This window comes from Klebsiella sp. HMSC16A12 (assembly GCF_001808265.1).
In the GTDB taxonomy this organism is placed as follows: Bacteria; Pseudomonadota; Gammaproteobacteria; order Enterobacterales; family Enterobacteriaceae; genus Klebsiella; species Klebsiella pneumoniae.
The window spans coordinates 64470-78758 of record NZ_KV792634.1 but is presented as its reverse complement, the minus strand read 5'-3'; the positions used below and the strand labels follow the sequence as shown (position 1 = coordinate 78758).

Annotated in this window: 12 protein-coding genes; 7 read left to right on the top strand and 5 right to left on the bottom strand. The window is 58.4% G+C overall.

Annotated elements, in window-relative coordinates:
- Positions 1 to 461: 461 nt before the first annotated feature.
- Entirely contained in the window at positions 462 to 779 is a 318-nt protein-coding gene (locus HMPREF3140_RS19525) for a hypothetical protein (protein ID WP_002887322.1), read from the top strand.
- Between the two features lie 40 nt (positions 780 to 819).
- On the opposite strand, the gene HMPREF3140_RS19520 is transcribed toward HMPREF3140_RS19525, so the two are convergent.
- The 4 genes from HMPREF3140_RS19520 to trpS form a co-directional block, all read right to left on the bottom strand.
- Complete coding sequence (locus HMPREF3140_RS19520) at positions 820 to 1944, bottom strand: ABC transporter permease (RefSeq protein WP_032410694.1); 1125 nt, start codon at positions 1942 to 1944, stop codon at positions 820 to 822.
- A complete protein-coding gene (rbbA, locus tag HMPREF3140_RS19515) occupies positions 1944 to 4688 on the bottom strand; it encodes a ribosome-associated ATPase/putative transporter RbbA (protein ID WP_032410709.1) in 2745 nt (914 codons plus the stop codon). The genes HMPREF3140_RS19520 and rbbA overlap by 1 nt, the downstream gene beginning before the upstream one ends.
- Complete coding sequence (locus tag HMPREF3140_RS19510; protein ID WP_004152412.1) at positions 4685 to 5752, bottom strand: HlyD family secretion protein; 1068 nt, start codon at positions 5750 to 5752, stop codon at positions 4685 to 4687. Before HMPREF3140_RS19510 ends, rbbA begins: the two co-directional genes overlap by 4 nt.
- Positions 5753 to 6058: 306 nt before the next feature.
- The gene (trpS, locus tag HMPREF3140_RS19505; protein ID WP_004178473.1) at positions 6059 to 7066 is read right to left on the bottom strand and encodes a tryptophan--tRNA ligase; all 1008 of its coding nucleotides are present in this window, start codon (positions 7064 to 7066) and stop codon (positions 6059 to 6061) included.
- A 504-nt stretch (positions 7067 to 7570) separates the two neighbouring features.
- On the opposite strand from trpS, the gene HMPREF3140_RS19500 reads away from it, so the two are divergent.
- From HMPREF3140_RS19500 to HMPREF3140_RS19485, 4 genes are read left to right on the top strand one after another with little or no spacing between them, the layout of a single operon-like run.
- Positions 7571 to 8554: an autoinducer 2 ABC transporter substrate-binding protein gene (locus tag HMPREF3140_RS19500; RefSeq protein WP_014908038.1), complete on the top strand. Its 984-nt coding sequence runs from the start codon at positions 7571 to 7573 to the stop codon at positions 8552 to 8554.
- Positions 8555 to 8604: 50 nt separating this feature from the next.
- The gene (locus HMPREF3140_RS19495) at positions 8605 to 10089 is read left to right on the top strand and encodes a sugar ABC transporter ATP-binding protein (RefSeq protein ID WP_032410713.1); all 1485 of its coding nucleotides are present in this window, start codon (positions 8605 to 8607) and stop codon (positions 10087 to 10089) included.
- Positions 10082 to 11053 carry an ABC transporter permease gene (locus tag HMPREF3140_RS19490; RefSeq protein ID WP_004146909.1) on the top strand — a complete coding sequence of 324 codons (972 nt, stop codon included), beginning with the start codon at positions 10082 to 10084 and terminating at the stop codon, positions 11051 to 11053. The genes HMPREF3140_RS19495 and HMPREF3140_RS19490 overlap by 8 nt, the downstream gene beginning before the upstream one ends.
- Positions 11050 to 12006 (top strand): ABC transporter permease, encoded by a 957-nt coding sequence (locus HMPREF3140_RS19485; RefSeq protein WP_002887352.1) that lies wholly within the window; start codon positions 11050 to 11052, stop codon positions 12004 to 12006. The genes HMPREF3140_RS19490 and HMPREF3140_RS19485 overlap by 4 nt, the downstream gene beginning before the upstream one ends.
- A 36-nt stretch (positions 12007 to 12042) precedes the next feature.
- Here HMPREF3140_RS19485 and HMPREF3140_RS19480 read toward each other — a convergent pair whose 3' ends face one another.
- Complete coding sequence (locus HMPREF3140_RS19480) at positions 12043 to 12825, bottom strand: NAD(P)H-dependent oxidoreductase (protein ID WP_004177550.1); 783 nt, start codon at positions 12823 to 12825, stop codon at positions 12043 to 12045.
- An 86-nt stretch (positions 12826 to 12911) separates the two neighbouring features.
- On the opposite strand from HMPREF3140_RS19480, the gene HMPREF3140_RS19475 reads away from it, so the two are divergent.
- Both HMPREF3140_RS19475 and fosA read left to right on the top strand, forming a co-directional pair.
- A complete protein-coding gene (locus tag HMPREF3140_RS19475) occupies positions 12912 to 13820 on the top strand; it encodes a LysR family transcriptional regulator (protein ID WP_004178483.1) in 909 nt (302 codons plus the stop codon).
- On the top strand, positions 13814 to 14233 hold the full coding sequence (gene fosA / locus HMPREF3140_RS19470; protein WP_004146118.1) for a FosA5 family fosfomycin resistance glutathione transferase: 420 nt from the start codon (positions 13814 to 13816) through the stop codon (positions 14231 to 14233). Before HMPREF3140_RS19475 ends, fosA begins: the two co-directional genes overlap by 7 nt.
- Positions 14234 to 14289: the final 56 nt, after the last annotated feature.

The following is a 14289-nucleotide window of genomic DNA, read 5'->3' as shown; positions in this document are numbered from 1 at the left end:
CCTGTGGCCGGACAAGGTGCGCAGCACCGCCTTTATTGCTTCGCAAAATAGCGTGACGAATGCTTGTGGCATGGTCAACCGGATAGTGAATTTACCGGATGATACAAGTCGGAAAATAATTATCAGCAGCTACGATTAATATTATTTCTTTATTTCAGCGCCATTATATTGTGCCCCGGTAAAATAATGATGCGGCCTCTTCCTCCCACAAAATAACGCGTTTACGCTTCAGAAAAAATATTTCCGTGACTGGATACTTCGCTTCCGGATGTATTGTGGCGAACGGTATGCTTCTTCCCTGTTTTTGTCTAAATGAGCTTTATCATTAACACTTTGTTAACTTGATCTGGTTTATATGGCAGCAAATTTGATATACAAAGAGGGATGATTGCCTGTATGGATGCTGCCCGAAATACCTTGCGAGACATATGCAGGTTCTCGGCTGGCAAATGAGAATAGAAATGAAAATCCTGCTTAACTGGTCGCCATTGCGCCAGCTCTTCACTTACATTCAGGAGCGCTTTACCTTTCTGGTGCTGCTCTGCTGGCCAGCGATTATCTGGTTGTTCTGCCGGGTCGGCGTGTGGCTCACCGATAACGTTTATGAACTGCTGGGAAAATCACCCGCCCAGTCCTTCACCGTGTATCTGCAGCCGTTTATGACCCCCGGCACGCTGCTGCGCATCTCCATCAGCTGGGTGGTGTTGCTGTTCATTCTCTTCAGTATGGCGATGGCCTTCACCTGGGGTTTACGTCGCTTTATGAATCGCCATAAATAAACCATTCGGCCGCCGTAAGTCGACGGCCCTTCTTAAGCCTTTATGCCATCTCACCAATAGTCTTACGAAAACGCAGCAACGCGATAGTAAAGAACACTCCGCCGATAGCCAGCAAGGTTAAGAACTGCGGCCAGACGATGGCGAAGCTGGCGCCTCGATACAATATCGCCTGCGCCAGGCTGACGAAGTGGGTGGTCGGCATGGTCAACATAATATCCTGTACCAGCTGCGGCATACTTTCTCGCGGCGTGGATCCGCCGGAGAGCATCTGCAGCGGCAGTAAGACCAGGATCATCAGCAGCCCCAGCTGCGGCATCGAGCGGGCGAGGGTGCCCATAAAAATGCCGATCGAGGTAGTGGCGAACAGGCTGAGCGCCACCCCCAGCATAAACAGGGTAATCGACCCTTCAATGGGTACCTGTAAAATCCCCTGCACCATCAGCACCAGCGACAGCCCGGACACCACCAGCACCACCAGACCCATCGACCAGATCTTGGCCAGCATAATTTCAAACGGCGTGATCGGCATCACCAGCAGATGCTCAATGGTGCCATGTTCCCGCTCGCGGATCAGCGCCGAACCGGTGAGGACAATGGCCAGCATGGTGATATTGTTGATGATCGCCATCACCGCGCCAAAGCGCTCCTGCTCAAGGTTAGGATTAAAACGCATCCTGACCGCCAGCTCTACCGGCAGCACGCTGTTATCCCGATAGCGGGCGATAAAACTGTTTACTTCGCCGGTGATAATATTCTGGATGTAACCGTTGCCGGTAAAGGCCTGACTCATGCGCGTGGCGTCGACGTTGACCTGGATTTCCGGCTGCCGACCGGCCAGTACATCGCGCTGGAAGTTAGGCGGGATGTTGATGGCGAACGTGTAGCGCCCGGCATCCAGCCCGGCGTCCATCTCATCAGCGGTGATCAGCTCCGGCTCAAGAAACCAGGGACGGTAAAAAGCGTTAATAATGCGTGAGGAGAGCTGTGATTTATCCATATCAGCAACCGCGATCGGCGCCAAGTGCAGCGAACCGGGCATCACCGTGGCCGAGGAGTACACCGACACGGTAAACGCAAACACGATCAGCGCCAGCATTGCTTTATCGCCGAGCAGGCTGCGCAGTTCTTTGACGCCAAGGTTATAAATATTGCGTAATCCGCGCATCATCCCTCCTGTTTCTTCAGCAGCAGCACGCTCAACCCGAGCACCAGCGGCACCGCAATCAGTAGCGGAATGAATGAGCCCCACAAATCGCTAATATTCAGCGCTTTCGAAAAGGTCCCGCGGGCGATAGTCAGGAAGTGGCTGGTCGGGTAGATTTGCCCAATCCAGCGCCCGGGACCTTCCAGCGAGGCCACCGGATCGATCATTCCGGAAAACTGGGTTGCCGGGATCAGCGTAATAATCGCGGTACCGAAAATAGCGGCGATTTGGCTCTTCATAAAGGTTGAGATCAGCAGCCCCAGACCAGTGGCGATGGTGACATACAGCAGCGCCGCCAGGGTCAGCGTCAGGAAACTCCCCTTATGCGCGACGCCAAAGACAAAGACCGACAGCGCGCACAGCAGGAAGAAGTTAAACATCCCCAGTACGATGTAAGGCAGCTGCTTGCCGAGCAGGAATTCGCTGCGGGTGGTTGGCGTCACGTACAAGTTGATAATCGATCCGAGCTCTTTCTCACGCACTACGCTCAGGGCGCTGAGCATCGCCGGGATCATCATCAGCAGCAGCGGGATCACCGCCGGGACGATGGCCGGCAGGCTCTTCACGTCTGGATTGTAGCGATAGCGGGTCTCGATGGAGATGAGCGAGGTATCGCGCTGCGGGCTGCTCTGCCGGCCGGCCATCTCCTGCAGCCAGGCCAGATGCATCGCCTGTACGTAGCCGCGCACGGTTTCCGCGCGGTTGGGCATCGCGCCGTCCACCCACACGCCGATTTGCACCGGCGTGCCGCGGGCGATATCGCGACCAAAGTTCGGCGGGATCTCTATCGCCACCGCCAGCTCGCCGTCGCGCATCCGGCGGTCCAGTTCGTCATAGCTGTGCAGCGGCGCCTGTTCGATAAAGTAGCGTGAGCCAGCGAGATTCTGCGACCAGCCCTGGCTGCTGAGGGTTTGATCGCGGTCGAGGACGGCAAAGCGCAGATCCTCAACGTCCATGCTGATCCCATACCCCATGATAAACATCAGGATCACCGTCCCCAGCAGCGCCAGCGTCGATCGTACCGGATCGCGGCGCAGCTCCAGCGCCTCGCGGCGGCTATAGCTAAACAGCCGGCGAAGACTGAAGGCCTGCCGTGGAGCCGTGTGTCCGGAATACGATGCCACAGCAGACGTGGGTTCTTCTGGTACTGGAGAGGACGGCTGGGCCTCTTTAAGCCAGGCGATAAACGCCTCTTCCAGGCTGTTTGAACCGCGCTGCTCGACCAGCGCCTGCGGCGTATCGCTGGCCAGCACTTTGCCGGCGTGCATCAGGGAGATACGATCGCAGCGTTCCGCCTCATTCATAAAGTGGGTGGAGATAAAAATGGTCACCTGATCCTGCCGCGCGAGGTCTACCATCAGCTGCCAGAACATATCCCGCGCCACCGGGTCGACGCCGGAGGTCGGCTCGTCGAGGATCAGCATCTCCGGGCGATGGATGACCGCCACCGCTAACGACAGGCGCTGACGGATCCCCAGCGGCAGATCGGCGGGAAGCGCGTCTTCAACCTCGGTCAGCATAAAGCGCTCGCACATTTCCGCCACCCGGCCGGGGATTTCGCCGTCCGGAATATGGAACAGGCGGGCGTGCAGCTCGAGGTTTTGCAGGACGGTCAGTTCGCTATAGAGCGAGAAGGCCTGCGACATATAGCCCACCCGCTGGCGGGTGGCGATATCCTTCGGGTCGACCGGCTGGCCGAACAGCCAGGCTTCACCTTCGCTGGCGGGCAGCAGGCCGGTGAGCATCTTCATGGTGGTGGATTTGCCGCAGCCGTTGGAGCCGAGGAAGCCGAAGATTTCACCGCGGGCGATGCGGAAATTAACATGGTCGACGGCAACAAAGTTGCCGAAGCGCATGGTCAGGCCGCGCGCTTCGATGGCGATCTCTTCCTCACGGCTGTCGCGCGGTGGGATAACTACCGCCCTATGCGCCTGACGCTGTGCTTCTGGCAGCAGGGCGATAAACGCCTGCTCCAGGGTCTGGCTGCCGGTCTGGGCTTTGAGCTCTGCAGCGCTGCCGGTCGCCAGCACCTCGCCGGCGTTCATCGCCACCAGCCAGTCAAAGCGCTCGGCCTCTTCCATGTAGGCGGTGGCCACCAGCACACTCATCGCCGGCTGGCGCTGGCGAATACTGTCGATAAGCTCCCAGAACTGTGCCCGGGAGAGGGGATCGACGCCGGTGGTCGGTTCATCAAGGATCAGCAGCTGCGGATCGTGGATCAGCGCGCAGCACAGGCCGAGCTTTTGCTTCATCCCACCGGAGAGTTTACCGGCGGGGCGATCGCGAAACGGCGCCAGCCCGGTACTCTGCAGCAGCTCGTTGATGCGCAGTTCGCGCTCGGCTTTATCGTGGCCGAACAGGCGGGCGAAGAAGTCGACGTTTTCATACACCGAGAGAGTGTGATAGAGGTTTTTCCCCAGCCCCTGCGGCATCCACGCGATTTTCGGGCACACCTCGCGGCGGTGATGCACATCGCGCATATCGCCGCCAAGCACCATCACGTTCCCCTGCTCGATGGTCCGCGCCCCGGCGATCAGCGAAAGCAGGCTCGATTTGCCGACGCCGTCCGGGCCAATCAGGCCAACCATACGCCGTGCCGGGATCGCCAGACTGATATCGCGCAGCGCGATGGTGGCGCCAAACTGCTGACCAACATGTTCCAGCAGGGCGACGGGGGGCGAGGTATCCTGCGGGGTTAGTTTCATTGCGGCAACCTCACCGCCAGGGCTTCAGGCCAGGGTTGTTGTTTATCCAGTCGTACGTAAGCCATACCGGGCAGGCCGGTTTTGACATACTCCAGGTGCTGCGCCAGCAACTCCGGCGGGATACGCGCTTTGACGCGGAACATTAGCTTCAGGCGCTCGTCGCTGGTCTCGACCGTTTTCGGCGTGAACTGGGCGACGCTGGCGACAAAGCTGATATTGGCCGGGATCACCAGATCCGGCGCGGCATCAAGGACCAAGCGCGCTTCGCTGCCGAGCGCCAGCAGACCTGCCTGTTCGGTGGGCAGAAAGAAGGTCATATAGACATCAGCGAGATCGACCATGTTCAGTACCCGGCCACCGGCGGCCAGGACTTCGCCTGGCTCAGCGACGCGATACTGAATGCGGCCGTCGCGAGGGGCTTTCAGCTCGCTATCGTCAATATCGGCGAGGATCCGCCGCTCGGTCGCCTGGGCGGCTTCGACGCGGGTTTGCGCCTGAATAATGCTGGTGCGGGCAGCTTCGATGGCGGCGCGGGCGGCGGAGACCTGGGCTTTCGCCGATTCCAGCGCCGCGCGGGCGCTCTCTGCGGCCGCGCGATCGTCATCCAGCTGCTGGGCGGAGACGGCGCCACGCTGGGAGAGGGTGTTGGAGCGAACATGGCGTTTCGCCGTGGAATCCAGCTCCGCCTGACGCTGCTTCACTACCGCTTCGCTGGCGCGCATTTCACTTTGTCGCTGATCGAGCAAGGCTCTGGCGGCCAGGACCGCGCTTTCCGCCTCCTTGATTTGCGCGGCGGCTTCAAGACGCTGCTCGTTCAGTACCCGGGTATCCATTCTCGCCAGCACCTCTCCCTGGTGCACGAACTGACCCTCTTTGACCAGAATGGTGTCGATACGCCCGGCGATTTTACTGGCAATATCAACTTCGGTGGCTTCGATTCGGCCGTTGCTGCTGGCAAACCCCGCCGGGAGTCCCGGCGGGCGCAGCAGCCACCATGCGGCGGCGGCGAGCACCACCAGTAAGCCGACAAAATACCCTGCCCAACGTTTCTTTATTTTGTCCATACGCGACTCGCTTGATTCCCTGTGCTGAGTGGTGCGCGTGTTTCCTCCGGCGGGCGGAGCGTCCTTCTTGCGAAGGACGAAAAAGTGGAGGGAGGGCCGCTGACGCCGCGCTCTGCCGCGCCGATGCGCAGCCGCTCGCTGGGCTACTTATGTGGTCATCATCAGCGATCCTGGCCTTAATGAAACACGCATAGTGAGAGCTACCGTTAACGCGATAGTAACAGCCGGGGCGATATTGTCCATACGAAAGACAGGGTCTTGTCGGCGTGTTAACAAAATTATCCGCACAGGGAGTATTTCACCATCTCAGAACAGCACAGGCAGACCCAGCCCACGCTTCACCTCATGCAGCGTCTGCTGTGTGAGGTGGTGGGCGCGTTCGCTGCCCTGGCGCAGCAGCTCCAGCAGCATCCCTTTATCCTGAATAAAAGTGGCCCTGCGTTCGCGGATCGGCGCCAGTAGCGTCTGCAAGCAGGTCTCCAGCTCATTCTTACACTGGCGATCGCCCAGCCCGCCGCGCTGATAGTGGGCTTTCATCTCTGCCACCCGCGCCTTATCGCTGTGGAAAGCGTCGAGATAGGTAAACACCACGTTGCCCTCGACATGCCCCGGATCGCTGACTCTCAGGTGCGTCGGGTCGGTATACATCGCGCTGACCGCGTGGTGGATCTCCTCCTCTGTGGCCGATAACGTCAGCGTATTGCCCAGCGATTTCGACATTTTGGCGTTGCCATCGACGCCCGGCAGGCGACTCACTTCGCTGAGTAGCGCCTTGCAGTGGCGCAGCACCGGCTCGCCGGTGAGGCTATTCATCTTGTGGACGATCTCGTTGGTCTGCTCAATCATCGGTAGCTGATCGTCGCCCACCGGCACCAGTTCGGCCTTGAACGCGGTGATATCGGCCGCCTGGCTAATCGGATAGGCAAGAAAACCCACCGGTAGCGAGCGGGCGAATCCCTTCTGGGCAATCTCATTTTTGACCGTCGGATTACGTTCTACGCGGGCGACGGTGACGATATTCATATACAGCGCGCTGAGCTCCGCCAGCGCCGGCAGGGCGGACTGCAGGCAAATAGTGGTGAGCCTGGGGTCGATGCCGACGGCCAGATAATCGGCCATGACTTCGAGGATATGGTGGCTGATTTTTTGCGGATTGCTGCCGTTGTCCGTGAGCCCTTGCAGGTCGGCGATCAGGATAAATTGCTGGTGGTTATGCTGCAGCGCGACGCGCTGGCGCAGCGAGCCGACGTAGTGGCCAAGATGAAGTTGGCCGGTCGGGCGGTCGCCGGTGAGGATGGTTTGTGGATGGTTCATCAGGGACTCCTTATCAGACTGTTCAGCCGAAAGACGTCCTGAAAACACCAAAGCCGCCTTCCGGCGGCTTTGAAAATGGAAACGTGTATCGTGCCGCCTGTTATGCAGGCAGCCACCAACGGCGGGGGTAGGTAACGATAACGTTTCTGTTCATAGGGAGTATCCTGCCACGGAAGGGGCTGGAGACGCAATCAAAAATCACATACTTTTCCTGATGTTATTTATGTGATTGTTTTTCGGTAAATAACGAAGCGGGAAAAATATATTTTCTCTGCGACCCGATCAATATTCTGGAACAACAAACTATGTTGCATTTTTTTTGTGAAAAAGCTCACGCCACAGGATTATAGTATTATTATCCATATTTATAGCTGAATATTACCTGTCTGCTGTTACAGCTTGTGTTTATTCTCTTCTAAATTATTAACATTATTACAATTTCTATCTATTTTTCCGCTTTGCGTCATACCCCTGTCTGACTACAACGTATTGAGGCTAATTATTATGCATAAACGTCTGGTCGTTAATATTTTTTCATCATTGCTGTTGGGGGCTGCGCTTATTTCCACGCCGGTATATGCGGCGGAAAAAACCGTAGTCAATATTTCAAAAGTGGACGGCATGCCATGGTTTAACCGGATGGGTGAAGGGGTAGTCCAGGCCGGGAAAGAGTTTAACCTCAACGCCTCCCAGGTAGGGCCGTCCAGCACCGATGCGCCGCAGCAGGTGAAAATTATTGAGGACCTGATTGCACGTAAAGTGGATGCCATCACTATCGTGCCTAACGATGCCAACGTGCTGGAGCCGGTATTCAAAAAAGCCCGTGACGCCGGCATCGTGGTACTGACCAACGAATCGCCCGGGCAGCCGAGCGCCAACTGGGATGTGGAGATCATCGATAACGAGAAGTTCGCTGCTGAATACGTGGAGCATATGGCCAAGCGGATGGGTGGCAAAGGCGGCTACGTTATCTATGTCGGTAGCCTTACGGTACCGCAGCACAACCTGTGGGCCGATCTGCTGGTGAAATATCAAAAAGAACATTACCCGGACATGCATGAAGTCACCCGCCGAATGCCGGTGGCGGAAAGTGTTGATGATTCCCGCCGTACCACGCTCGATCTGATGAAAACTTACCCGGATCTGAAAGCGGTGGTCTCTTTTGGTTCGAATGGCCCGATTGGCGCGGGGCGCGCGGTGAAAGAGAAGCGTGCGAAAAATAAAGTCGCGGTCTACGGGATGATGATCCCCTCGCAGGCGGCTTCTCTTATTAAGAGCGGCGATATTACCGAAGGGATCACCTACGATCCGGCGACAGCCGGCTATGCCCTCGCGGCCGTCGCCAGCACCCTGCTGAACGGCAAAACCATTGAGCCGGGATTTGAACTGAAAGAGCTCGGTAAAGCGGAGGTCGATAGCGACAAGCATATTATCCGCTTCCATAAAGTGCTGCTGGTAAATAAAGACAATATTGATTCGCTCTACTAATCCACCTTCCGGGGCGCCTGCCGCCCCGGCTTAACCAGCCAGGGGATGCTATGGAACCTTTCCTTTCCCTTCGACACGTCAGCAAAACCTTCCACGCCAACCGCGCGCTCAATGATATCAGCATCGACTTTATGCCCGGAGAAGTGCACTGCCTGGCCGGGCAGAACGGTTGCGGGAAGTCGACGTTGATCAAAATTATCTCTGGCGTCTATCGCCCGGATGAGGGCGCAGCGATGACGCTGGGCGGCAAGACGTGGCCCAAACTGACGCCAGCGGCCTCTGTCGCCCATGGGATCCAGGTGATTTATCAGGATCTGTCACTGTTTCCCAATCTCAGCGTGTGGGAGAACATTGCTATAAACCACTATCATCGCGGCGTGCTGGTGAGGCGCAGCGAACTGCGACGCAGTGCGGAGCAGGCGATGCGCAGTATTAACGTCTCGCTGCCGCTGGATGCCGCCGTGGAATCGCTCTCCATCGCTCGCTGTCAGCTGGTGGCTATCTGCCGCGCGCTGGCGCAGGATGCCCGGCTTATCATTATGGATGAACCCACGGCCTCATTGACCCATCAGGAAGTGGAGGGACTATTGCATGTGGTGCGCCAGCTGCGTGAGAGGGGGATCTGCATCGTCTTCGTAAGCCACCGTCTGGAAGAGGTCATGGCCGTATCGGACCGCATCAGCGTGCTGAAGGATGGCAATCTGGTCGGCACCTTGCCGGCGGCAGAGGTAACCACCCGCCGGCTCGGTTTTCTGATGACGGGCCAGGAGTTTGACTATCAGGTGCGCGATCTGTGGCAGGGGCAGGGCAGTACGCCGGTGCTGGAGGTGCGCAATCTCAGCCGCAAGGGGGAATATCATAACGTCTCCCTGAAGGTCGAAGCCGGAGAAGTAGTGTCGATAGTCGGCCTGTTGGGCGCCGGGCGAACAGAGCTGTGCCTGAGCCTTTTCGGCATGACCCGCCCTGACAGCGGCGAGATCCTGATAAATGGCCACCCGGTGCGGTTGCGTAGCAATCAGGACGCTATCCGCCACGGTATCGGCTATGTCTCCGAGGACCGTATGTCGCGCGGCCTGGTGATGAGTCAGTCGATTGAAAACAACATTATCAGCACCGTGTTTCATAAAGTGAAAGGCGCTTGCGGACTATTGAGTGATAGTAAAGCTCAGCAGCTGGTCGCAAGAATGGTCAACGCGTTGACCATTAAGGCGCCGGATACGCATCTGCCGGTGAATACCCTCTCCGGTGGTAATGCCCAGCGCGTTTCTATCGCCAAATGGCTGGCGATCTCTCCTAAGCTGCTGATCCTCGATAGCCCAACCGTGGGGGTGGATATCGCAAACAAAGCCGGGATCTATCATATCATCAGCGATTTGGCTGCCCATGGTATCGCCGTGCTGATGATTTGCGACGAGATTGAAGAGGCGTGGTACCAGAGTCATCGCATCCTGGTGATGAAGCAGGGCGAGTTGACCCATAGCTTCCTGCCGGACAGCAGTACCCAGCAGCAGATAGCGGAGGTGGTCAATGGCTAATCTGTTGAAACGACATGAATTCTGGTTAGGCATGTTCATTATTGCGCTGTGCCTGCTGCTGGGCTGGCGCAGTGAGGAATTTTTCACTTTCGGCAATATTTACGACCTCGCTAATAACTATGCGATGCTGACCATTCTCGCCTGTGGTCTGTTCGTGGTGCTGATCGCCGGCGGGATTGATATCTCCTTCCCGGCTATGACCATTATCGCCCAGTACGGCATGGTGGTGATGCTGCAAAAAGTAGGCGGCAACTTCGCGGTGGCTTTTGTGCTTGCCGGCGGCATCGGCGTGCTGCTGGGGCTGGTGAACGCGCTGTTGGTTAATCGTCTGCGGGTGCCCTCGATCATTATCACCATTTCTACGCTCAACATTTTCTACGGTTTGCTGCTGTGGTTAAGCAAAGGTGTCTGGCTCTACGACTTCCCTCCGTGGTTTGAAAAGGGGGTTATGCTGTTCAAATATACCGATGCCGATGGTTACGATTACGGCCTGGGGCTGCCGCTGCTGACGATGATCGTCGTGGTGCTGTTGACCGCGTTTATCATGAATTTCACCACCGTTGGCCGCAAGATCTATGCCATGGGCGGCAACCGGGAATCCGCCAGCCGCGTCGGCTTCAGCGTGCTCCGCCTGCAGCTGTTCGTTTATGGCTATATGGGGCTAATGTCGGGGGCCGCAGGTGTCGTGCAGGCGTGGACAGTGATGACCGTTGCGCCGGATTCACTGCTGGGCTATGAGCTGACGGTGCTGGCGGCGGTGGTGCTGGGCGGCACCAGCCTGATTGGCGGGCGCGGAACTCTCACCGGTACGCTGCTGGGGGTGATTTTACTGGCGGTGATGCAGAACGGCCTGAACCTGCTAGGGGTCTCCTCCTACTGGCAGACCCTGATCACTGGGGCGATCATCGTCGTCAGCATCAGCGTAACGGCATGGAGCCAGCATCAGAACCGGAGCTTGTTATGAAAAAATCGTGGCGCAACAACGTTGAGTTTTACCTGATCGGCCTGCTGCTGCTGATGGTTATCGCCTTTAGCATCGCCATGCCAAACATCTTCTGGTCTGTCAGCAATTTCCAGTCGATTGCCTCGCAAATGCCGGTGCTGGGGATCCTGGCGCTGGCGATGGCCATGACTATGCTTTGCGGCGGCATTAATTTGTCAATTATCGCGACGGCTAACGCCTGCTCGCTGGTGATGGCCTGGGTGGCGACGAGCTATCCGCCTGGGGGCGCTACCGCGCTGGCGACGCTGCTGGCCGGCGGAGGGGCGGCGATGATCATTGGCCTGTGCAACGGGATATTGATCGCCGGGATCCGCGTTTCGCCGATCCTGGCTACCCTTGGCATGATGACCCTGCTCAAAGGGATAAATATTCTGATCACCGGCGGCAGCGCCATCGCTAACTATCCGCAGTGGGTGCTGTGGCTGAATCACGCCCAGTGGTTCGGTATTCCGCTGCCAATGTGGCTTTTTGCGGTGGTGGCGGCCGGGCTGTGGGTGCTGCTGGAGAAAAGCCCGCTGGGTCGGGCGATCATGTTGATCGGATCCAACGAACGGGCGACCCATTATTCCGGGATCAATACCCGGCGGGTGTTGATGTGGGTATATGTCATCTCGGCCCTGCTCTGCGCGGTGGCTGCGTTTCTGATGATGTCGAAGCTGAACTCAGCCAAAGCATCTTATGGGGAATCGTATTTGCTGGTGTCGATCCTCGCGGCGGTGCTTGGCGGCGTGAATCCGGATGGCGGTAGTGGGCGCATCGTTGGGATGGTGCTCGCGCTGTTCCTGCTGCAGATTATTGAGAGTGGGTTCAATATCCTCGGTATCAGCCCCTATTTGACGATGGCGCTGTGGGGCGTATTGCTGCTGTGCTTTATCCAGGCGCGAGGCATGCTGGGACTGGAGAGAGCCGGGTAAATGACCCGTCCTCGGGGGCGAAGACGGGATAGCCAGTTATTCGCTACGCAAATGCACCGCCAGGCCGCTTTGCCCCGGCGCCAGCTCCGGGCGCAGCGTCAGCGACGGGATCAGATAATCGCCATGATTCTGCCGGCGGAATGGAATGGGCTCGGTTTGCCACAGCGTGTCCAGCCGCTCGGCCAGGGCGGCGCACTGATCGGCGAACTGCCCGGCATCGGTTTTATCCGTGCGGTAGAACACTAGCGGGGGAAGCACCTCAAAGCCGGGATAGAACAGCATACCGTGCTGAATGGGGAACAGGATGTCGTCGATGGGGCCATTGATCCCGCGCGGTGAATAGTGTTCTGCCCAGCCGCCGGCGGTGACGATCAGCATCGCCCGTTTGCCGACGAAAGTGCCTTCCCCGTAGCGATCGCCCCAGTGGCGGTCGCTGTGCTCGCCGACGCCATAGGCAAAGCCCCAGGCGTACACCCGGTCGATCCAGCCCTTCATGATGGCGGGCATCGAGAACCACCATAGCGGGAACTGGAAAATCACTGTATCGGCCCACAGCAGCTTTTCCTGCTCGGCTACGATATCCGCACTTTGGGTGCCCTGGGCAAAGGCCTGTTTGGAATCGAGGGTCGGCCGCCAGAACTCGCCGACCGGCGGCGCGCCGCTGTCGTCGGCGTCATACCCGGCCTTCCAGCGCATGGCATAGAGATCAGAAACCTGCACTTCATGCCCGGCCTGCTGCAGATGGCGAATGGCGAAATTTTTCAGCGCGCCATTGAGCGAGCGCGGTTCCGGATGGGCGTAAATCAGCAGTACTTTCATAATATCACCTCTGGCGTATGGAGAGCTGCAGAGTAGGAAAGCTGACGCTATAGTAGAAATTAATTACTTAAATTCCCGGTATAGTCGTGATTAATTTACAGCGTCTGGATCTCAATCTGTTGCGCACCCTGGATGTGCTGCTTAGCGAAAACAACGTTACCCGGGCGGCGCAGCGGCTGAATCTGTCGCAGCCCTCGGTGAGTATTCAGCTCGCCAGGCTGCGGGAGATTTTCGCCGATCCGCTGCTGATGCCGGGCCCGCGCGGCATGCAGCCCACCGCCCGCGCCGATGAGCTTCGTCAGCCGTTGCGCGCTGCGTTAGCCGCGCTGGAGCAGGCGGTGGCGCCGGTCAGCCCTTTTGATCCGGCCACGGCGGCGGAGACCTGGCGGGTGGCGGCGACGGACTATATGGCCTCGGCGATCCTCCTGCCGATGCTGGCTGGGTTACGCCAGGCCTCTCCCGGCAGTCGGCTGGCGGTATTCGAACTGCAGCCGGCGCGGCTGGAGCAGCAGGCGGCCAGCGATACAGTAGATCTTTTCTTTCATACCCGCGAGGGCGCGCCGCCGGGGCTGCATCAGCGCCTGCTGTTTCGCGAACGCTACGTGCTGGCTGGCCGGGCGGAACATTCGGCGCTGCGGCCTGGGCTTAGCCTGGAAACGTTCTGTCAGCTGGAGCACGTGATCGTCTCCCCGGACGGGGGCGGCTTCAGCGCGGCGACCGATATCGCGCTGGCGAACCTCGGATTGATGCGGCGGGTTGTCCTTTCCGTGCCACATTTCCTGTTTATGCTGGAGACCCTGCGCAATAGCGATCTGGTGGCGGTCCTGCCGGAGCGGCTGGTGCGCGGGCAGAGCGGGCTGGTGGTCGTCGAGCCGCCGCTGGCGGTCGCCGGCTTTGAGATGCTGATGCTGTGGCACGAGCGCTGGCACCGCGACCCGGCGCATCAATGGCTGCGTCAGTTCATTGTGAATTCACTGGAGGAACAGACATGCTGAGTGGACTGAATCACCTGACCCTGGCAGTCAGCCAGCTGGCGCCGAGCGTGGCGTTTTATCAGCAGCTGCTGGGCATGACGCTGCACGCCCGCTGGGACAGTGGGGCCTATCTCTCCTGCGGCGATTTGTGGCTGTGCCTGTCGCTGGATCCGCAGCGGCGCGTTACTCCGCCGGAAGAGAGCGACTACACCCATTATGCGTTTAGTATTAGCGAAGCCGATTTTGCTAGCTTCGCCGCCCGCCTTGAGGCTGCCGGCGTGGCGATCTGGAAGCTGAACCGTAGCGAAGGTGCCTCGCACTATTTCCTCGATCCCGATGGCCATAAGCTGGAGCTGCACGTCGGCAGTCTCGCCCAGCGTCTGGCCGCCTGCCGCGAACAGCCGTATAAGGGGATGGTATTTTTTGATCAGTGAAGCTGCTTCGCAGACGCTAGATCACCCGTAGCCCCGGTAAGCGCAGCGCCACCGGG